The organism is Streptomyces sp. NPDC002867, from assembly GCF_053591895.1.
Genome location: NZ_JBSFUR010000059.1, coordinates 1 through 19,580 on the forward strand (window position 1 = coordinate 1; position 19,580 = coordinate 19,580).

The 19,580-nt window shown below is 69.3% G+C and carries 22 protein-coding genes; 12 read left to right on the forward strand and 10 right to left on the reverse strand.

Annotated elements, in window-relative coordinates; all coding sequences use genetic code 11:
- From ACWD0A_RS31275 to ACWD0A_RS31285, 3 genes are all read left to right on the forward strand, one after another.
- A partial coding sequence (locus tag ACWD0A_RS31275) for a DUF6531 domain-containing protein (RefSeq protein WP_451303582.1) occupies positions 1–3,693 on the forward strand: 3,693 nt, incomplete at its 5' end.
- Positions 3,694–3,724: 31 nt separating this feature from the next.
- Positions 3,725–4,240, forward strand: coding sequence for a hypothetical protein (locus ACWD0A_RS31280; RefSeq protein ID WP_451303584.1), 516 nt, complete (start codon positions 3,725–3,727; stop codon positions 4,238–4,240).
- Positions 4,241–4,480: 240 nt separating this feature from the next.
- The gene (locus ACWD0A_RS31285) at positions 4,481–4,846 is read left to right on the forward strand and encodes a hypothetical protein (protein ID WP_451303586.1); all 366 of its coding nucleotides are present in this window, start codon (positions 4,481–4,483) and stop codon (positions 4,844–4,846) included.
- Positions 4,847–4,863: 17 nt separating this feature from the next.
- Here the strand turns inward: ACWD0A_RS31285 and ACWD0A_RS31290 are convergent, their stop codons facing one another.
- The 3 genes from ACWD0A_RS31290 to ACWD0A_RS31300 form a co-directional block, all read right to left on the reverse strand.
- Entirely contained in the window at positions 4,864–5,079 is a 216-nt protein-coding gene (locus tag ACWD0A_RS31290) for a hypothetical protein (protein WP_451303587.1), read from the reverse strand.
- Positions 5,080–5,366: 287 nt separating this feature from the next.
- Positions 5,367–5,687, reverse strand: a complete 321-nt coding sequence (locus ACWD0A_RS31295; protein ID WP_451303589.1) for a DUF397 domain-containing protein — start codon at positions 5,685–5,687, stop codon at positions 5,367–5,369.
- 11 nt (positions 5,688–5,698) lie between these two features.
- Positions 5,699–6,550: a helix-turn-helix domain-containing protein gene (locus tag ACWD0A_RS31300; RefSeq protein WP_451303591.1), complete on the reverse strand. Its 852-nt coding sequence runs from the start codon at positions 6,548–6,550 to the stop codon at positions 5,699–5,701.
- Positions 6,551–6,760: 210 nt separating this feature from the next.
- Here ACWD0A_RS31300 and ACWD0A_RS31305 point away from each other — a divergent pair, with 210 nt between their 5' ends.
- Positions 6,761–7,177, forward strand: a complete 417-nt coding sequence (locus ACWD0A_RS31305; RefSeq protein WP_451303593.1) for an ATP-binding protein — start codon at positions 6,761–6,763, stop codon at positions 7,175–7,177.
- Positions 7,178–7,230: 53 nt separating this feature from the next.
- Positions 7,231–7,734 carry a Uma2 family endonuclease gene (locus tag ACWD0A_RS31310; protein ID WP_451303595.1) on the forward strand — a complete coding sequence of 168 codons (504 nt, stop codon included), beginning with the start codon at positions 7,231–7,233 and terminating at the stop codon, positions 7,732–7,734.
- Positions 7,735–7,745: 11 nt separating this feature from the next.
- On the opposite strand, the gene ACWD0A_RS31315 is transcribed toward ACWD0A_RS31310, so the two are convergent.
- Positions 7,746–8,354, reverse strand: a complete 609-nt coding sequence (locus tag ACWD0A_RS31315; RefSeq protein WP_451303597.1) for an AMIN-like domain-containing (lipo)protein — start codon at positions 8,352–8,354, stop codon at positions 7,746–7,748.
- A 138-nt stretch (positions 8,355–8,492) separates the two neighbouring features.
- Between ACWD0A_RS31315 and ACWD0A_RS31320 the strand changes: the two genes are divergently transcribed.
- Positions 8,493–9,299: an SAM-dependent methyltransferase gene (locus ACWD0A_RS31320; protein ID WP_451303599.1), complete on the forward strand. Its 807-nt coding sequence runs from the start codon at positions 8,493–8,495 to the stop codon at positions 9,297–9,299.
- Positions 9,300–9,313: 14 nt separating this feature from the next.
- On the opposite strand, the gene ACWD0A_RS31325 is transcribed toward ACWD0A_RS31320, so the two are convergent.
- Both ACWD0A_RS31325 and ACWD0A_RS31330 read right to left on the reverse strand, forming a co-directional pair.
- The gene (locus ACWD0A_RS31325) at positions 9,314–10,108 is read right to left on the reverse strand and encodes a thioesterase family protein (RefSeq protein ID WP_451303601.1); all 795 of its coding nucleotides are present in this window, start codon (positions 10,106–10,108) and stop codon (positions 9,314–9,316) included.
- A gap of 147 nt (positions 10,109–10,255) precedes the next feature.
- The gene (locus ACWD0A_RS31330; protein WP_451303603.1) at positions 10,256–10,447 is read right to left on the reverse strand and encodes a hypothetical protein; all 192 of its coding nucleotides are present in this window, start codon (positions 10,445–10,447) and stop codon (positions 10,256–10,258) included.
- A gap of 380 nt (positions 10,448–10,827) precedes the next feature.
- On the opposite strand from ACWD0A_RS31330, the gene ACWD0A_RS31335 reads away from it, so the two are divergent.
- Both ACWD0A_RS31335 and ACWD0A_RS31340 read left to right on the forward strand, forming a co-directional pair.
- Positions 10,828–11,841, forward strand: a complete 1,014-nt coding sequence (locus ACWD0A_RS31335) for a bifunctional lytic transglycosylase/C40 family peptidase (protein ID WP_451303605.1) — start codon at positions 10,828–10,830, stop codon at positions 11,839–11,841.
- Positions 11,842–12,082: 241 nt separating this feature from the next.
- Positions 12,083–12,826, forward strand: coding sequence for a phosphatase PAP2 family protein (locus ACWD0A_RS31340; RefSeq protein WP_451303607.1), 744 nt, complete (start codon positions 12,083–12,085; stop codon positions 12,824–12,826).
- 22 nt (positions 12,827–12,848) lie between these two features.
- Here the strand turns inward: ACWD0A_RS31340 and ACWD0A_RS31345 are convergent, their stop codons facing one another.
- Together ACWD0A_RS31345 and ACWD0A_RS31350 are read right to left on the reverse strand one after the other, a co-directional pair.
- Positions 12,849–14,420 carry an FAD-binding oxidoreductase gene (locus tag ACWD0A_RS31345; RefSeq protein WP_451303609.1) on the reverse strand — a complete coding sequence of 524 codons (1,572 nt, stop codon included), beginning with the start codon at positions 14,418–14,420 and terminating at the stop codon, positions 12,849–12,851.
- A 73-nt stretch (positions 14,421–14,493) separates the two neighbouring features.
- Positions 14,494–14,658, reverse strand: a complete 165-nt coding sequence (locus ACWD0A_RS31350) for a hypothetical protein (RefSeq protein WP_451303611.1) — start codon at positions 14,656–14,658, stop codon at positions 14,494–14,496.
- Positions 14,659–14,821: 163 nt separating this feature from the next.
- Between ACWD0A_RS31350 and ACWD0A_RS31355 the strand changes: the two genes are divergently transcribed.
- Both ACWD0A_RS31355 and ACWD0A_RS31360 read left to right on the forward strand, forming a co-directional pair.
- The gene (locus ACWD0A_RS31355) at positions 14,822–15,646 is read left to right on the forward strand and encodes a hypothetical protein (protein WP_451303613.1); all 825 of its coding nucleotides are present in this window, start codon (positions 14,822–14,824) and stop codon (positions 15,644–15,646) included.
- 170 nt (positions 15,647–15,816) lie between these two features.
- Positions 15,817–16,008 carry a hypothetical protein gene (locus tag ACWD0A_RS31360; protein WP_451303615.1) on the forward strand — a complete coding sequence of 64 codons (192 nt, stop codon included), beginning with the start codon at positions 15,817–15,819 and terminating at the stop codon, positions 16,006–16,008.
- Between the two features lie 111 nt (positions 16,009–16,119).
- On the opposite strand, the gene ACWD0A_RS31365 is transcribed toward ACWD0A_RS31360, so the two are convergent.
- On the reverse strand, positions 16,120–16,464 hold the full coding sequence (locus ACWD0A_RS31365) for a metal-sensitive transcriptional regulator (protein ID WP_451303617.1): 345 nt from the start codon (positions 16,462–16,464) through the stop codon (positions 16,120–16,122).
- 194 nt (positions 16,465–16,658) lie between these two features.
- Between ACWD0A_RS31365 and ACWD0A_RS31370 the strand changes: the two genes are divergently transcribed.
- Together ACWD0A_RS31370 and ACWD0A_RS31375 are read left to right on the forward strand one after the other, a co-directional pair.
- Entirely contained in the window at positions 16,659–17,279 is a 621-nt protein-coding gene (locus ACWD0A_RS31370) for a DUF47 domain-containing protein (RefSeq protein WP_226728848.1), read from the forward strand.
- Positions 17,280–17,284: 5 nt separating this feature from the next.
- Positions 17,285–18,283 carry an anion permease gene (locus tag ACWD0A_RS31375; protein ID WP_451303620.1) on the forward strand — a complete coding sequence of 333 codons (999 nt, stop codon included), beginning with the start codon at positions 17,285–17,287 and terminating at the stop codon, positions 18,281–18,283.
- Positions 18,284–18,758: 475 nt separating this feature from the next.
- Here ACWD0A_RS31375 and pstB read toward each other — a convergent pair whose 3' ends face one another.
- Positions 18,759–19,535 (reverse strand): phosphate ABC transporter ATP-binding protein PstB, encoded by a 777-nt coding sequence (gene pstB, locus ACWD0A_RS31380; protein ID WP_451303622.1) that lies wholly within the window; start codon positions 19,533–19,535, stop codon positions 18,759–18,761.
- Positions 19,536–19,580: the final 45 nt, after the last annotated feature.

The window sequence follows — 19,580 nt, forward strand, 5'->3', positions numbered from 1 at the left end:
CCCGACCGCGCCTTGAAGAACGCGTGGGACGCGGCGAAGGGCGACCCCGCCGAATTCCTCGGCCGCCTCGTCCCCGAAATCCTCGGCACCAAGGGTGCGGGCGTCGTCAAGGGCGTGGCCACAGCGGGCCTGCGCAGTGGCGCGAAGCACGCGGTCACCGAAGCCGCCGAGTCAGGTGCGCGCAAGGCCCTGGACGACCCCGCTCAGACCTCCCGTCCCAAGGACGCCGTCGAGAGCGACAACACGGACCCGATCGACCTCGCCACCGGTGTGATGTACCTGCCGCAGACGGACATCCGTCTGCCGGGCTCGCTGCCGCTCTCCTTCAGCCGCCGGGTGGCGTCCGACTACCGGGCCGGGCGCTGGTTCGGACCGTCCTGGTCCTCCACTGCCGACCAGCGGCTGGAGATCCACCCAGAGGGCGTCATCTTCGTCTGCGAGGACGGTCTGCTGCTGTCGTACCCGCATCCGGCGCCGGGCGTCCAGGTCATGCCGAGCCACGGCCCGCGCTGGCCGCTCGACCGCGACATCGACGGCGACTACACGATCACAGACCCGGATGTCGGCCGCGTGTGGCACTTCACCACGCGCCACGACGACGTGGCCCTCCTCGCGCAGATCGACGACCGCAACGGCAACTGGATCACCTTCGAGTACGACACGTCCGATGCGCCGACCTCGATCGTCCACCATGGCGGGTACCACCTGAAGCTCACGATCAGCGACGGCCGGATCACCGCCCTGTACCTGGCAGGGGCGGCTGCCGACGGCTCGGACCAGGAGATCCTGCGCTACGGCTACACCGACGGCCACCTCACCTCCGTCACCAACTCGTCCGGACTGCCCCTGCGGTTCAGCTACGACGAGCGCGGCCGCGTCACCTCGTGGACCGACACCAACGGCAGCGCGTACACGTACGAGTACGACGACCAGGACCGCTGCACCGCCGAAGGCGGCGCGGCCGGCCACATGGCCCTGCGGCTCGCCTACAGCGACCCGGACGCGAAGACCGGCCTTCGCGTCACCACCGCGACCACCAGCAGCGGCGCGGTCCGCCGGTACGTCGTCAACGACGCCCACCAGGTCATTGAGGTGACTGACCCGCTCGGCGCGGTCACCCGCTACGAACGTGACCGCTACAACCGGCTCCTCAGCCAGACCGATCCGCTCGGCCGCACCGCCCGCTTCACGTACGACGAATCGGGCCGCCTGACCACCGTGGTGCGTCCCGACGGCCGCGAAGCCACCGCGGAGTACAACCAGCTCGGGCTCCCGACCCGCGTCGTGGACCCGGACCGGACGGTCGTCCGGCAGGACTACGACGAACGCGGCAACCCCACCAGCGTGACAAGCCCGTCCGGCACCGTCACCCGCTACACGTACAACGATGCCGGGCACGTCACCGCCGTCACGGACGGCCTTGGAAACACCACCTGCATCCGCTGCAACGCTGTCGGGCTGCCCGTCGAGGTCACCAACCCCCTCGGCGCGACCACCCAGATCGATCGGGACGCCTTCGGACGACCGGTCACGCTCACCGACCCGCTCGGTGCGGTCACCCGCCTGGAATGGACGCCCGAGGGCAAGCTCGCCCGCCGCATCGACGCCGACGGCAGCGAGCAGTCATGGATGTACGACGGCGAGGGCAACTGCCTCACCCACACCGACGCCATGGGGCAGGTGTCCCGCTTCGAGTACACCCACTTCGACCTCATGAGCGCCCGCACGGGCCCGGACGGCGTTCGCTACGAGTTCAGCCACGACCACGAGCTGCGCCTCACCCAGGTCCTCAACCCGCAGGGCATGACGTGGGACTACGCGTATGACGCGGCCGGTCACCTCATATCCGAGACCGACTTCGACAACCGGACACTGTCGTACGAACGGGACGTGGCCGGCCGCCTGACCGCTCGCACCGACGCACTCGGTCAGACCATCCGCTATGAGCGCGACGAACTGGACCGCGTCGTCCGCAAGGACGCCGCCGCGGCGGTGACGACGTTCGCCTACGACTTCACGGACCAGCTCGCGGAAGCGGTCAACGCGGACGCCACGATCACGTATCTCCGCGACCGCTATGGCCGCCTCGTCTCCGAGACCGTCAACGGCCGCACGATGTCGTTCACGTATGACGAACTCGGCCGCCGCACCGGCCGCACGACCCCGACCGGAGCGGTCAGCACCTGGACCTACGACGCCGCGGGCCGCCGCACCTCGCTCAGCACCTCCGGCTGGACCCTCACCTTCGAACACGACGCCGCGGGCCAGGAGATCGCCCGCCAGATCGGGGACACCGTCACCCTGTCATGCCAGTACGACGTGATGGGCCGCCTCACCAGCCAGCACGTAACGGGCGCGGGCCGCAGCATCCAGCGCCGCGACTACACCTACCGCGCCGACAGCCACCTGATCGGCCTCGACGACCAGCTGGCGGGGGCGAAAACCTTCGACCTCGACGCTGCGGGCCGCGTCACGGCGGTCCACGCGGCGGGCTGGGCGGAGCGCTACGCCTACGACGAGGCGGGCAACCAGACCCAGGCGTCCTGGCCGGCGGCGCACCCGGGCCAGGAGGCGGTCGGCACCCGCGAGTACACCGGCACGACCATCACGCGCGCGGGCAGCATCCGCTACGAACACGACACGCTGGGCCGTATCACGTTGCGGCAGAAGACACGGCTGTCACGGAAGCCGGATACGTGGCGGTACGAGTGGGACACCGAGGACCGCCTTGCGGCCGTAACCACCCCGGACGGCACCCGCTGGCGCTACGTCTACGATCCACTCGGTCGGCGCATCGCCAAGCAACGAATGGCTCCAGACGGGGGAACGGCCTTGGAGCGGATCGATTTTACGTGGGATGGCACCACACTGTGCGAGCAGACAACAGAAGGGGCCGAACTCCCCTACCCCGTCACTCTCACCTGGGACCACAGTGGAGTCAAGCCGCTCGCCCAGGCAGAACGCATTCACTCGCAGAACGCCCCTCAAGAGATAATCGATGAGCGCTTCTTCGCGATCGTTACCGACCTGATCGGCACACCACATGAACTCATCGACGAGTCGGGTGAAGTTGCTTGGAGGACCCGCAGCACCCTGTGGGGAGCGGCCGCCTGGGGAAGTTCAAGTACGACGTACACGCCTCTCCGGTTCCCCGGCCAGTACTTGGATCCCGAAACAGGCCTTCACTACAATTTCCACCGGCATTACGACCCCTACACGGCCCGGTATCTCACGACCGACCCGCTCGGGCTCTCACCCGCACCCAACCCGTCGACCTACGTCCACAATGTTCACGCCTTGGCCGATCCTCTGGGCCTGGCTCCGTACGAGAATCAGCTGCCGAATGAACTTGCTGGAGAACTTGCGGATGCTGAACGCCTAGGTGTGAAACCGCTCAGGGTCGGGGACGACGGCTTCGATGAAGCCATTAACAGTGGCACAGTAAAGTGGGCCGTGAATGAAAATGGTGATCTGTTGGTCATCCCTAAACATGTGAACGGTGTCGAACTGAAACACCCAGTGCTTACCGAAGGTGGCCCAGTACGTGCAGCGGGAGAGGCGGAAATAGCTGGGGGGCAAGGCTCATATTTCGGCATGGGGCTGAATAATAATAGCGGTCACTACAAGCCTTCGATCGAAAGTCTAGAGATAGGCAGGGAAGCGTTTGAACGCGCCGGAATCCCATTCCTCTGAGCCCCCTCGTGAAGGAGCTCAATCACGTTCCATGGAATTTTCTCGCTTTTCACTCGAAGAGCTGGAGAGAATCCCCCTGCGTGCCGATATGGCAGATCCCCCTCTCGACTGGGAAACACTACGCGAATTGTGCGTAGGGAGGATGCAGCAAAGTCACCTCGCAGTCGACGACCGGATCCGCTGGGCGCATCTCGCGTTGGCCGCCATTTCGGGGAAGTATGGAGTTTTCACAGACCTCAAGAAGGTCGCCGAGGAAGTTCGCGTGCGGTCGTACATGATTCGAGAGTTCGGAGTGAGCGAATCCGATGAAGCGAGGAGCCCAACGGCACTTTGTTCGTATGTGATCCAGCACCTTAAAATGGGGCGAGCCGACGTCGAACGGATGGCCATGGATTGGCCTGCTCTGGAAAAATCCCAGATGCTGCACTTGAGGAGGATTAAAAACGTCCTGACTCCGGTGCGAGAGATTGAGAGCCTTCTCGACGTGGACGATCCACTCTTGCAGGAGATTACGGCGTGGATCTTGCTTCAGCCGAAGCTCCCTTAGCGGAGGCGAACGCCTCATGGAGGGGCAGCTCCATTACTGTTGGCGATCTGGTCACTCGTGCGCCGAAGGAGACGCCGATCGGTGCAGACGTTGGTCGGGGCGACGGTCGGAAATTGGCCGGTCTCCGGCAAGACTGGGTCGACGTGTAGCCCTATTGCCGGTCGGCGGGTTCATCCACGCCTACGGAAACAGATGAACGGTGGGCGCTGACGTGGTCGAACTCGCCGGCCCGTACACCTCGTGCGACGCGATTACGCATGCGGCGAACTTACGTTCAATCTTGTCCCCGAGTGGGTCGTGGTCGGAGCAGCGTTTCAGCTGCACCGGCTGGCCGCGGAGCCGAGCCTGGCGGAGGAGTGGGCAGAGCGCATGGGCGTGGAGTTTCCCCGTTACCTTGCCTGGGACCAGTTGCGTGCCGAGCTGCGGCGGGTCGCGCCGACTCTCCATCTGACCACCCGGGAGCAGGGCGGGTTCGTCGAGTACCGAGCTCCGGCGTCGAACGTCTCCGTGCTGGTAGTGGACGAGCCCGGAGACGAACGCGGATATCGGGTCGGGCACCAGGATGTGTGGAGCGTGAGCGTCTGGGGGGCGGTCCAGCTCGATTGATACGCGCCTCGGGCGCATCATCCCGAGGGGAGCGACGGATGGAAGGCCCCGTCATAGAAGGAGGTACGGTGCTGGGACTTCTGGGCTTCTTCGACGAACTCGACGACCTCCCCGGTCGGCCGAACGGATCCATCCGTGAAGCCGTCCGGCCCGGCGGTGAGCCGGACGAGGCGGGCCTGGTGGCTTACCTGGATGCCGGCCACGTCCTCATCGATGTCATGGAAGCGGGCCACGACGTCATCAGAGATGCCCCCGCTGGTTACCGCAGAGTTCGCCCCCCACTACAACGAGACCATGCCCCTCGTCGGCTGGGCCTCGACCGTCCCGTGGCGAGCAACTGCAGCCGTGCTTGAACCCGAACCGCGAAAGGTCACAGGCAAGGCCGCATTCGACGCGGTGATGCCGGCCCGGGAACGAGACCGGCCGCACGGCAACTGGACCAAGCCTCGCAAGCCGAGGAGGGCATGAGCCACACCACCAGCAAGGTCACGATGCAGGGGTTTGCGTGGCTGCCGGGCGATTACTGGCAGCGGCCGAAGTGGTCGAACTCTCCCGCGCGTACGCCCCTCACGAACGCGGCCCACTTCTCGTCCGTCGTCGTGACGACCCCGCCCACGCGGACGAGGCCGTCCGGGGTGTGGGTGACGTCTATGTGCGGGCTCGGCGCGCCGGTCTTGAGGGCGTGGGTGAGGGCGGCGAAGGCGGCGGGGGTGGTGTGGAGTATCGCCCCGTCAGGGTCGCCGCTCTCGGTGAGTCTGACGCCCGAGGCGTCCGCAGCAACGTTTACGCACGCCTCTCCTTGCGCGCAGTACGAGGACTTCTGCCAGACGTGCGAGGCCATCGGGCTCCCTTTCACAGGCTGTCCGCGAGTTCGCGGATGAAGGTCCGGGACTCGTCGGGATCCAGGGCGAGTGACTCCAGACGGGCGAAGAGTTCGCGGTACTGGGCGAGTTCATCGGCTCCGTCGACGAACGCTGTGCCGTGCGACTGGTCCAGCTGAACGGTGTCGAGCTGGGGCACAGGACCGTGTACGTAGTTGATGGTCTGTCCGGACCCGGGATATGAGCCGGTGGCGAAGGGGACGACCCTGATGGTGACGTGGTCGAGCCTGCCTGCCTTCAGCAGGTGCTCCAGCTGCGTCCGGGCGACGTCAGGCCCGCCGAACTGCATGCGCAGCGCGGCCTCATGAATGATCGCCTGGTAGGGCATCGGCTCTGCCCTGTAGAGGACAGCCTGGCGCTTCATCCGATGAGAGATCCGGTGCTCGATGTCGGGAGGCGAGAGCTCGGGGATCGCCTGGCGGAAGATCTCGCGTGCGTGCTCGGGCGTCTGCAGGAGCCCGGGGATGTGCGCCGTGTGTGCGGTGCGAAGCCGTGTGCCGTGGTGTTCCAGCTCGGCGAGGTCGAGCAGGCCCGTGGGAAGAATGTCTCTGTACTCCTCCCACCAGCCCCGGGATCTGTCCTCCGCCATAGTGGCGAGAGCGTCGATGAATGCGTCGTCGGCGCATGAGTAGATGTCCGCCATGGCGCGGATGCGGGCCGCGCTGACGCCGAAGCGTGCGGTCTCCACGTTGCTCAACTGGCCCTGGCCCACGCCCAGCAGCCGGGCGGCTTGCGTCGAGCTGAGGCCGGTGCGTTCCCGGAGCCGGCGCAGCTCGGAGGCGACGCGGATGCGTCGGGCGGTGGGAGCTGCCCTCCCGGCCATGCGGCACCCCTCATTCGGTCATCAGTACGTGGTGCCACTCCCAGGAGGGAAGATTGGCACCAGATCTCCTGCAAGCGGTGCAAGTTGTACTTGCGCGAGCCTAGCCTGCATGTCAGGCCACCCGCCTGGAAGCACCCCGCTCGACGGAGCGACCTGGTCACAAGGCACCCGCATTCCCGCGACAACTCGCACTCCGTCGAGGAGACTTCCATGACCACCGTAGCCCCGCCCTGGACCTACGCCCTCCAACTCCCGCAGGATGCCCGCGCACCCGGTATCGCCCGCCACACCCTCCGTGCCGTCCTCCACGCGCACCGGCTCGGCGCGCTCGTCGAGATCGCCGAGCTGCTCGCCTCCGAGCTCGTCACCAACGCCCTCCGGCACACCGACGGTCCGTACGGGCTCCGGCTGCGGGCGCCCGAGCGGGGGCGGCTGAGGCTCGGGGTGTGGGACACCTGTCCCGACATCCCGGCGCCCTTCGAGGGGCTGCCGCGGCGGCCCGCGCCGGATGCGGAAGGCGGCCGGGGGCTCTGCCTCGTCGCCGCGTGCGCGGACGCGTGGGGTGCGACCGCGCTGCCGCGGGGCGGGAAGCTGCTCTGGGTGGAACTGGGCGGCGGTGCGCGGTGATCGGGCGACTGCTGTCCCGCACCCCTCACGAGGTCGCGCGCCTGATCTCGCGGATGACGGACTTACGCGTCGAGATCCTCGCCGGCAGCCTGGTGCTCTCCCGGGCCGACTGCGCGACCCGTACGGCGGCCGTCCGGCACCTCGCCGCCGGGATCGCCCCCGGGGCAGCGGTTCTCGAGGGCGTGTCCCTACGCATGCCCAGGGACCAGGACGACTTCGTGTCGCCCGACCTCGTCGTCCCGGCTCCCGGCAGCGATCCGCCCATGGACGGCATGGTGCGCACGCAGGACGTCGAGGTCGTGCCCCGGGAGGAGAAGACCCGGGAGTTCGGCCGGAAGAGCGACTGGTATGCCGTCGCCGGAGTCCGTGCCCTCCTGGTCGTCGACCCGCGCCACGGCACGTGGGCCCTGCACACCAGCCCGTCGAACGGCAGCTATCAGGACACTCTGCCGGGCACGTACGGCGAGGAGATCCCGCTGCCGGACCCGCTCGCCCTGTCCGTGGCCACCGGTGAACTGCCCCTGTACGGGGACGGGGACAATGCCCGGCCCCGCTGACGTCCTCCGGTCTACCAGCGGTGAGCCACGTCCACGATCAGGTGGTCGGCGGACCGGAGCACCCGGAAGGGCAGCTTGGCGCGGACGCCCAGGGCGACCTGCGTCTGGCCCTCGGAGCTCGCGCCGAACCTGGTGTCCTTGAACGTCCTGTAGCCCGTGACGTTCACGCCCGGCAGCCGCTTGCCGGCCTTCCCGAGGTAGGTCGGCTCGAGCGTCGCCGGGTCGTAGCTCGGGGCGGAGACGTAGACCTGCAGAACGGCTCCACCGCTCACCGGGATCCGCTCACCGGAGCCGTCCTGGTGGAACGTGTCGACGTAACCGACGTGGTAGCCGGTCCTGCGCGCCGTCCCGTCGATGTCGAAGACCATGCGGTCGTAGCAGGCGTGCCGGCTGGTCCTGACGTTCTTCAGCGGCCCGGGCTCCGACTCCGTGGCCGACTTCGCGCCGCTGCCCCATACGGTCGAGCAGGCGGTTCCCGTGGCGGCTTTGCCCGCCATCGCGGTCGCGGTACTGGTCACGGCGTCGGCCTTGTCCGCCTGGCCGCTCGCGGAGCAGGCCGTGCTCACCAGCCCGGCGCCCGTCAGCGCGAGCGCCGCGGCGACCGTCGTCAACCGTCGCATGACGTACCTCCAAGAAGAGCCGAATGCAGGTGCACGAGGTACGACGGCCGGGCCGGCGAGGCCGTTGCACCGCCGCGTGCTTTTCGGCCATGTGGTCAACCCTCCTCAGTGCAACGGGAGTTGACTAGGGTGACGGGCGTGACCGACAACGCGCGCGCTCTCGACCGCATCGACACGTCCCGGCCCCACACCGCCCGGATCTGGAACTACTGGACAGGCGGCAAGGACAACTACCCCGTCGACCAGGAGGCCGGCGACCAGATCCGAACGCTGCACCCGGGGATCGGGGAGTACGCGCTCGCCGACCGGCGGTTCCTCGGGCGGGCCGTGCGGTACCTGGCCGGTGAGGCCGGGATCCGGCAGTTCCTCGACATCGGCACGGGGCTGCCCAGCGCCGACAACACCCACGAGGTGGCGCAGCGCGTCGCGCCCGAGTCGCGGATCGTGTACGTGGACAACGACCCGCTCGTCCTCGTGCACGCCCGCGCCCTGCTCACCAGCAGTCCGGAAGGCGTCACGGACTATCTCGACGCCGATCTGCGGGACGTGGACACGATTCTGGAGCGCGCGGCGAAAACGCTGGACCTGAGCCTGCCCGTCGGACTGATGCTGCTCGGCGTCGTCATCTTCGTCGAGGACGACGAGGAGTCGTACGCCCTGGTGCGCCGGCTCATGGACGCTCTGGCGCCCGGCAGCCACCTCGTCCTGTCCCACACGATCACCAGCCCCGCGATGCCGGACGTGGACACAGCGGTCGCGTTCTGGAACGAGCACGGTACGCCCCGCCTCACGCAGCGCACCCCGGACCAGCTCACCCGCTACTTCGAGGGGCTCGACCTGCTGGAACCGGGCATCGTCTCCTGCAACCGCTGGCGCCCGGACGCGGGAGACCCCGCGATGCCGGAGGAGGTCGCCATGTTCGCGGGCGTGGGACGCAAGGCGTAACGGCACGGCGGGTGTCAGCGGGGGCCGATGAACAGACTCTGGGCGCTGCGGCCGATCGGTCCTTTCTCGTCGTGGAGCCGGGCATCGGCCAGGCCGATGCCCGCCTCGTCCACGCTGGTGCGTGCCTCGACGCAGACCCACTCGCCCACCGGGTGGCGGTGCAGATGGACCGTCAGGTCGGGGTTGATGAACAGATGCCGGGAGAAGTCCAGGACGTTGCTCATTCCGTTGCCCGAGTCGGCGGCGACCAGGACGCGGTCCAGGGGGCGGGTCTCCTCGTCGGCGATCAGCGGCACGCGCATGCGCATCCAGCACGTCGCAGGTCCCTGGTCCAGCCAGGATCCCTCGGCGAACCGGGTCTCCATCGCCGTGTGGTAGCCGATGTCCCACGGGATGCCGAAGAAGGGCGTGGCGGCGGTGTCCTCGGGCGAGGGGAGGAGCGGGCCCTCCGCGACGGAGGGGCCCGGCTCCTCGGTGGTCCGCACGCGCAGCGCCCTCGCCAGCATCACGGGTGCGTCCGCGCCCTCGGGGGTCAGCGTGGCCTCGGCGACCTCCACGCTCCTGCCGGAGCGCACGACCGACGCGGCGACGGTCAGGGGGCGTATCGGCACCGGGCGCAGGATCTCGTACGTGATCCGGGCGAGCCGCATGTCGGTGCGCGCGCCGGGGCGTTCCTCCAAGGAGCGGCCGAGGAGCGCGGCGGGCGGGCCGGCGTGCTGGGAAGCGGCGTCCCACGGGCCACGGGTGTGTTCGGTGGGCGCGTAGCGGTCCTCGGAGAGTCGCTCGAAGAACGCCTGGAGGTCCGTCATGCGGGGCCGCCTTCCCTGACACCTCGGGGATGGGTGTACGGCACACGCTACCTGCCGGTAACCGGATGCTCCAGAGGCCGGTGGTACGCGAAGGGTCCCGCGTGACCCCTGCGGGTGACGCGGGCCCCCTCCTGGCGGCTCCGGGCTTCAGCCGGAGACGACCATGTAGCCGAGCAGGGCGACCGCGATGCCCAGCAGCGCGATGAACGTCACCGTGGCGGCGGTGCCGCCGGCGTCGTCGCGGCGCCCCTGCCGGCGTGCGGCAACAGCCTCCTTCAGGCCCCCGTTCTGCGTGTCCTCCGTGCCCGGCGCGTCGGTCACGATCGCAGAGTTCTTCACGTGTGCTCCTGTATTGCTGGCCCCGCCGTGGTCGCCGGAGGGGTCTGACCTCAGCCTTCCTGGCTGCATTACACAGAGTAGCGGCAATTGGTCCAGACCACTTGCGCGGGTATGTGTCCGCGCGACCGGCGCCGGCCGCACTGCCGCTGCCCCACCCGCGACCGTAAGCCCTGCCCCTGGGGGCGACGCTCTTTCACGCCAAGCGCCCTGCTACGGAGTGGAGTTGGCCCAGGCACCTGGCGTGACCGCCGGCGCGTGGGCCGGTGTCCGGTGGCGCGCCGATGCGGTTCGGACGGGGGGAGTCGTCCACCCCCGGAACGACGCACCGGCCACCTACACTGACACCGGGCGTACTGCCGTGGGGTGAAAGGTGGTTGACGGTGCGTAAGGCGTGGCTGATCGCGGGTGCGTCCGTGGGGCTGTGTCTGAGCTTCGTCGCGCTGCTCGTCGTCGGTACCTACTCGGCGGCCGCCGGCCTGTTCGGCGGGGGCGTCAAAGGCGGCGCGGTCGCCCTCGCGAAGGGGGCCGTGCCCGCGCGCTACCAGCCGCTGGTGCAGAAGTGGGGAAATCTGTGTCCCGCCATCAACCCGGCCCTGCTCGCCGCCCAGCTCTACCAGGAGAGCGGCTGGAACCCGAAGGCGCAGAGCCCGGCCGCCGCGCAGGGCATCGCGCAGTTCATCCCGGGGACGTGGGCCACGCACGGGATAGACGGTGACAAGGACGGCGACCGCGACGTGTGGGACCCGGCCGACGCGATTCCGTCCGCCGCTTCGTACGACTGCGAACTGGCCGGATATGTTCGCAAGGCGCCCGGTGATCCGACCGACAACATGCTGGCCGCCTACAACGCCGGTGCGTACGCGGTCATCAAGTACGGCGGCGTCCCGCCGTACCGCGAGACGCAGAACTACGTGAAGGTCATCCGGAGTCTGGAGAAGAGCTTCGCGCGGCCCGTCGGCAAAGTCGAGCCGTCGCGCCAGGCCGCAGGGGCCATCTACTTCGCGCAGCGGAAGCTCGGCACCAAGTACCTGTGGGGCGGCAACGGCACGCCCGAGCAGGGCGGTCGTTTCGACTGCTCGGGCCTCACCCAGGCCGCGTACCGGACGGTGGGCATCGAGCTGCCGCGCGTGGCCAACGACCAGTACAACGCCGGCCCGCACCCCTCGCGCGAGGAACTGCTCCCGGGCGACCTGGTCTTCTTCTCGGACGACCTGACCAACTCGCGCGCGATCCGGCACGTCGGCATCTACGTCGGCGGCGGGTACATGATCAACGCTCCGTACACCGGCGCGGTGATCCGGTTCGACAAGATCGACACTCCGGACTACTTCGGCGCTACCCGCGTCACGAAGGAGGGTGCGGCGGCCCTGCCGACCGATCTGCCGGCAGCGTGAGACAGCTGCCCGGTGGCTGGAATGCGACTGCTCAGTCGGGGCTCTGAGCTGCGACGACGTGTCACTCTTCGATAACGTCATGGTGATCGTTCGGTGGAGAGTGGAACGACACCGGGGAGCATGTCGTTCCCTTGACAGGGACGGCCGCACTGACCATGCAGCACACCGGACTGACCACGGGGGTTGGCAGAGCGGCGCACAGGCACGTGCGCCGGTGGCACAAGGCAAGGGGCCGCGGCAGATGTCTGGACTCGCAATCGGGTTCCCCCTGACGGAGACGAGGGGCGGGACGAACCCCGACGTCGGCCTGCTCTACGACATCAACGGCATGGCCAAGGACGCACCCGACTGGTTCGACCGGACCATGGAGCTCGTCGGCGAGTACGGCATCGTGCTCGGCCTGGTGCTGGTCACCCTCTGGTGCTGGTGGAGCGTCCGCAGGCGTGGCGACGCCGACGACTCCGTCGCCGCCGTCGCCGGACTGGTCTGGACGCCGCTCGCGGCCGGGATCGCCCTGCTGGTCAACATCCCGATCCGCGGATTCGTCGAACGGCCGCGGCCGTTCGTCGACCACGAGGGCCTGGAGGTCCTCGTCGCGGGCAAGACCGACTTCTCCTTCGTCAGCGACCACGCCACGCTGGCGATGGCGTTGGGCGCCGGACTCTTCATCGCCCACCGCAAGTTCGGTCTCGCCGCCCTCGCCCTCGCCGTTGCCGAGGGCTTCTGCCGCGTGTACATGGGCGTGCACTACCCGACCGACGTCATCGGCGGCTTCGCGCTCGGCACCGCCGTGACCCTGCTGCTCGCCCCGCTCGCCCTGGCGCTGCTCACTCCGCTGGTGTCCGCGGTCGCCGGATCGCACCGCCTGTCCTGGCTCGTGCGCTCCCGGAGGGCCCCCGGCACCGCACTGGTCACGGAGCCGCTGGACATCCCGGAGTCGCGTACGGAGGAGGCGGGAGCGGGCGAGAACGGGCTGGCGGCGTAGGCCTCTTCGGCGGCAGGCGTCCTCACAGGCCCTGCGGCTGGGCGAAGAGCCGGTCCGGGTCGTACTGCCGCTTCACGCGCGTGAGCCGGTCCGCCGCGGGACCGTAGTAGGCCCGGCGCCAGTCGCGCAGGTTCGGGTCCGGATAGTTCTGGTACGCCGCGCCCGACGCGTACCGCCGCATCGACGCGTGGGCGTCCCTCAGCCAGGACTGCTGGGCCGCGCCGGAGGTGCCCGGCCGCCAGGCGGCGATGTACTGGGCCAGCATCCGCGAACGCCGGTGCACGAACGACGTCGCCAGCGGGTCCACCCGGTTCACCGCGCCGCCGAGCGCGGTCAGCGCGATCGAGCCGCCGCCGCCCCGGCCCGCCGGGATGCGGGTGAACCCCTCGGCCGCCGCGATCAGCGCCTGCACCCCGGCCGGCGTCAGGTCGCGGTCGAAGAAGTCGGACGCGGCCGCGTACGTCTCGCGCGGCAGCGCACCCTTCTTGCCGCGGCCCGGGGTGGTGCCGGGCAGGCGGCACTGCTCGTCCGTCAGGGAGAGGCAGCCCGCGTAGGCGAGCATCGCGTCCAGATAGCTGCGCGGCCGCAGCGCCACCGAGGACGCGGGCGAGCCTGCGGAATCGGCGAGCCGGTCGAGGGCATTGCGCAGGTCGCTCTCGCGGCCGAGCGTGAAGGCGGCGACGGAGAGCGTCGGACGTACGCCGCCCGGACCCGCGGCCAGGTGCAGCGACGACCAGATCTCGTCCGGCTGGGCCGGCCCCCAGCGCTGCCAGGCGGCGATGACGGCCGCGGCCCTCGACCAGGGCCAGGTCAGGTAGGCGGTGACGGTCTGCGGCGCCGGGTGCGTACGGAACCGGAAGCCGGTCACCACGCCGAAGTTGCCGTTCCCGCCGCCGCGCAGCGCCCAGAAGAGCTCCTTGTTCTCCGTGGCGCTCGCGGTCAGCGTCCTGCCGTCGGCGGTGACGAGCGTCGCCTCGGTCAGGCTGTCGCAGGTCAGGCCGTAGGCACGCGAGGTCACACCGTGGCCGCCGCCGAGTGTGAGGCCGGAGACGCCGACCGTGGGGCAGGAGCCCGCGGGGATCGTGCGGCCTCGGCGGGCGAGGGCCTTGTAGACGTCGACGAGTTTGGCGCCCGCGCCGATGACGCCGTCGGCGCCGATACGGTCCAGTGACGACACGTCGACGACGAGCCTGCCGTTGCCGGACGACCAACCGCCGTAGGAGTGGCCGCCGTTGCGGATGGACACCGGGACGCCGTGCGCCTTCGCGTACGCCAGGCACTCCTTGACGTCGTCCTCACCCGCGACGTACGCGACCGCGGCCGGCTTCTGACCGTCGAAGCGGGTGTTGTACAGCTGCCGGGCGCTCGCGTAGTCGGCGTCTCCCGGCCGGATCAGCTTCCCGTCGAGGCCGCGGCCGAGCGCGCTCCAGTCTGCGGGACCGGCCGGTGTCCGCGCGGCCGTCGGCGTGCGGACGGCGGCCGGGGCCGTGGTCCCGCTCGCCTCGGCGGCACCGCCGTCTCTGCGGTTGCAGGCAGCGGTGGTCACAGCGGTGGTGACAGCAACAACGGTGGTGAGCAGCGCACGCCGGTCCATGGGGCCTCCTGGGAGAGGAGACGGTACGGGGCCGGGCCGGGTTCCCGCGAGTCCTGCCAGGCGTCCAGGTGTGTCAGGAGGCGGTGGCGTGCGTACGGGCGTCCGTACGCGCCCGGTCGCGGGACCGTCGGGCGGGCCCCGACCAGCCGCAGCTGCAACGGGCGACGGCGAAGGAACCACGCTCGACGGTCGTGGTCAGGTGCGCCGGATTACCGACGGGCACGTCTTGCTGGGGCACCTGTCAACGGTACTGCGCCCCAGCGTGTCGCGATGCCCGGGGCCCGGCGTGACGAGGTGACCGGGCCGTCGTTATGCCAGGCGGGTGCCCACAGGCCCCTCGGGCCGAGGGGCGCGGGTGGGATTCGTCCAAGCAGCGGTCCGGCGTTGGGGGTTGGCAGGCGATGGTGGTGCAGCAGCACAGGCGCAGGGGCGGCGCGATCGCCGTCGCGGCGACCGTGGTGGGGGTGATGGCCGCCACCGGGTGCTCCGGCGCGGGTGCCGCCGAGGACAGCAAGGGCCGGGGCTCGGCCGAGGAGGTCCGCAGGGCGGCGGACGTACTGGCGGGGGCGAAGAGCTCCAGGGCCCGCACCTCGATGGAGATGGCGGCCGGCGGGACCCGGGTCACCATCCGCGGCGAGGGGGGATACGACTTCGCCCGGCGCATGGGCCGGCTCACTGTCGTCCTCCCGCCGGACCCCGCCGGTGATGCCGGGCACGAGCCGATCACGGAGCTGTTCACGCCGGGCGCGCTGTACATGAAGAACCGGGGCGCCGGGGTGCCCGCGGACAAGTGGGTACGGGTCGACACCACCACGCTGGAGGACGGGAACCTCGTCACCGGCGGCGCGACCGACCCGCTGGCCGCCGCCGAGCTGCTGCGCGGCACCGAGCAGGTGACGTACGTGGGGGAGACGGAGATGTCCGGCCGGAAGGTGCGGCACTTCCGCGGGACGACGGACATCGGCAGGGCGGCGTCGGCGGCACAGCCGCACGCGCGGGCGTCGCTGGCGGCGGCGGCGAAAGGGTTCACCAAGGACGTGGTCCCGTTCGACGCGTACCTCGACGAGTCGGGCCGGCTGCTCAAGGTGCGGCACCGTTTCACCTTCGCGAACGAGGGCCGGACGGTGGCGGTCACCTCGACGACCGTGCTGTTCGACTTCGGGACGCCGGTGGACGTACGGCTTCCGGCCGCCGAGGACATCTACTCCGGCAAGGTCAAGGCCTGAGCCTGGCCGGCGTGCGGGCGCCGGGCGGGTCGGCGCTCGGGCGTGCGCGCCGGCGTGAGGGCGGGGACGAGGGGCCCGGGAAGGCCAGGTTCCAAATGGTCCGGACGTGCCATGCGCGGTCTGTGTCCCGCTCCCTACGCTAGGGAACCGACATCGGCCGGAAGAGGTGATTGCACGTGGCTCCGCCCAGTACGACGACGGTCCAGGAGGACCACGTGGCCGTCGCCCTCGCCGAGATCGAACTGTGCGGCGAGCTGATGATCGCCGCGTCCGCCGCCGACGAGGACCGGCTCAGTGCCGACCGTATCGACGAGGTGCTGATGGTGGCGGCGGAGAGGCCGGCGGGGGCGCTCGGCGGGTGATGATCGCCACTCCCCGGTGACCGGAGCGTACGGATCAAGCCACTCGCGGCGCCCCGCGTCGCGCGGGCGACCACCGGGCAGGACAGGGCGAAACGGATCGAAACGGCCTGGTCAGGTGCGCAGCAGGCGGGCGATCGCCTTCGTCGCCTCCTCCACCTTGGCGTCCACCTCGTCGCCGCCCTTGACGGCCGCGTCCGCGACGCAGTGCCGCAGGTGCTCCTCCAGGAGCTGGAGGGCGAAGGACTGCAGCGCCTTGGTCGAGGCCGATACCTGGGTGAGTATGTCGATGCAGTAGACGTCCTCGTCGACCATCCGCTGCAGGCCCCGGATCTGCCCCTCGATGCGGCGCAGCCGCTTGAGGTGCTCGCTCTTCTGCTTGTGGTAGCCGTGCACGCCGTGGTCGTGGTCGGTGCCGGGGTCCGTGACCGGGGGGCCGGCCGCCTCGGTGGTCGTCATCGCGTCCTCCCGTTGTCCAGAAAGGGGTCGTATACCCCTCGTGGGTATATGGTAACGAATCGTGCGGGATCTCGTGGGGGTCTGTGCTGATCACGGTGGTTCATGGGCGACACTGGGACCTTGCCGGTTAGCCGTGGCCGGATGATGCGCCTAGCATCAGCCTGACCGAATCCAAAGCACCCCGAGGACCCCACGTGCGATTTCGTCTGACCCCCAGGGAGACGAGCTTCTACGACATGTTCGCGGCATCCGCGGACAACATCGTGACCGGCTCGAAGCTCCTGATGGAACTGCTCGGTGCGGAGTCCTCCGCGCGGGCCGAGATCGCGGAGCGGATGCGGGCAGCCGAGCACGCCGGGGACGACGCCACCCATGCGATCTTCCACCAGCTGAACTCCTCGTTCATCACGCCGTTCGACCGCGAGGACATCTACTCGCTCGCGTCGTCGCTCGACGACATCATGGACTTCATGGAGGAGGCCGTCGACCTCGTCGTCCTCTACAACATCGAAGAACTCCCCAAGGGTGTCGAGCAGCAGATCGAGGTCCTGGCGCGGGCGGCCGAGCTGACCGCCGAGGCCATGCCGCACCTGCGCACCATGGACAACCTCACCGAGTACTGGATCGAGGTCAACCGGCTGGAGAACCAGGCGGACCAGATCCACCGGAAGCTGCTGGCCCACCTCTTCAACGGCAAGTACGACGCCATCGAGGTGCTCAAGCTCAAGCAGATCGTGGACGTGCTGGAAGAGGCCGCCGACGCGTTCGAGCACGTCGCGAACACGGTGGAGACCATCGCGGTCAAGGAGTCCTGAGCTTCGTGGACACCTTTGCCCTGATCGTGACCATTGGTGTCGCGCTCGGATTCACGTACACCAACGGCTTCCACGACTCCGCGAACGCGATCGCGACCTCCGTCTCCACACGTGCCCTGACGCCGCGCGTGGCGCTGGCGATGGCCGCGGTGATGAACCTCGCGGGCGCGTTCCTCGGACAGGGCGTCGCCAAGACCGTCAGCGAGGGGCTCATCGAGACCCCGCACGGCGGCCGAGGCATGGGCATCCTGTTCGCCGCCCTCGTCGGCGCGATCGTGTGGAACCTGATCACCTGGTACTTCGGGCTGCCGTCCTCCTCGTCGCACGCGCTGTTCGGCGGGATGGTCGGCGCGGCGCTCGCGGGAGGGACGGAGGTGATCTGGACCGGGGTGGTCGAGAAGATCGTCATCCCGATGTTCGTGTCGCCGTTCGTGGGCATGATCGCCGGTTATCTGGTGATGGTCGCGATCCTGTGGATGTTCCGGAATGCCAATCCGCACAAGGCGAAGCGCGGTTTCCGCATCGCGCAGACGGTGTCGGCGGCCGGTATGGCCCTCGGGCACGGTCTGCAGGACGCCCAGAAGACCATGGGCATCGTGGTGATGGCCCTGGTCATCGCCGACGTGGAGAACGCGGGCGACCCGATCCCGATGTGGGTGAAGATCGCCTGTGCGCTGATGCTGTCGCTGGGCACGTACGCCGGCGGCTGGCGCATCATGCGGACGCTGGGCCGCAAGATCATCGAGCTGGACCCGCCGCAGGGGTTCGCGGCGGAGACGACGGGGGCGTCGATCATGTTCGGCTCGGCGTTCCTGTTCCACGCGCCGATCTCGACGACGCATGTGATCACCTCGGCGATCATGGGTGTGGGGGCGACGAAGCGGGTGAACGCGGTGCGGTGGGGTGTCGCGAAGAACATCGTGCTGGGGTGGTTCATCACGATGCCGGCGGCGGCGGCGGTCGCTGCGCTGAGCTACGGCGTGGTGTATCTGATCTTCGGCTGACGCCGGGGTGCTGTGTCGGGGCCCCTGCCGCTCTTCGGGGTGGCGGGGGCCTTTGTCTTTTCCCCACCCCGCCCCTTCCCGAACTGGGGCTCCGCCCCAGACCCGTGCCCCTGCGCCCTGGCGGGCGCGGGCTATTGGGGCTTCGCCCCGGGCTCCCTGGCCCGGGCCCGGCTTGGCGGGGCGGGAGCTTCGGGGGCCCGCCCCGGGCCTCTGGGTCCAGCCTTGGTGGGTGCGGATCGGGGGCTTTGCGCGGGCCCCGTGGCTCTGCGCCCTGGCGGGCGCGGGCCTCGGGCTTCGCCCCTCTGGTGGGCGAGAGCCTCGCAGGGCCGCCCACCTGGAAGACGCCAGTTCCGGGGCTTCGGCACAGCCGCGCCGCGGTTGAGGCATGGCGGGACATGCGTGGGCCCGCCCCCTGGGAGAGGGGGCGGGCCCGTCGTCTTGTGGGTGGCACCGCCATGCAGCACCCCAAGACGTCTTATCCGAAGCGTCCCGAGATGTAGTCCTCGGTCGCCTGGACGGACGGGTTGGCGAAGATCCGCTCGGTGTCGTCGATCTCGACGAGCTTGCCGGGCTGACCGACCGCCGCCAGGTTGAAGAAGGCCGTGCGGTCCGAGACGCGCGCCGCCTGCTGCATGTTGTGCGTCACGATGACGATCGTGAAGCGCTCCTTCAGCTCACCGATCAGGTCCTCGATCGCGAGCGTCGAGATCGGGTCGAGCGCCGAGCAGGGCTCGTCCATCAGCAGCACGTCGGGCTCGACCGCGATCGCGCGGGCGATGCACAGACGCTGCTGCTGACCGCCGGACAGACCGGAGCCCGGCTTGTTGAGGCGGTCCTTGACCTCGTTCCAGAGGTTCGCGCCCTTGAGGGACTTCTCGACGACGTCGCTCAGCTCGGACTTCTTGTAGTTCCCGTTCAGCCGCAGCCCCGCCGCGACGTTGTCGAAGATCGACATCGTCGGGAACGGGTTCGGCCGCTGGAAGACCATGCCGACCGTGCGGCGCACCGCGACCGGGTCGACACCGGAGCCGTAGAGGTTCTCGTCGTCCAGCATCACCTTGCCCTCGACGCGGCCACCGGGGGTGACCTCGTGCATGCGGTTCAGGGTGCGCAGGAACGTGGACTTGCCGCAGCCGGACGGGCCGATGAAGGCCGTCACGGAGCGGGGCTCCACCGTCATCGAGATGTCCTCGATCGCCTTGTGGGAGCCGTAGTAGGCGGTCAGGCCGCTGACGTCGATTCGCTTGGCCATGTCACTTCACTTCCAGAATGCCCCGCGTCGGCGGAGCCGATGTCG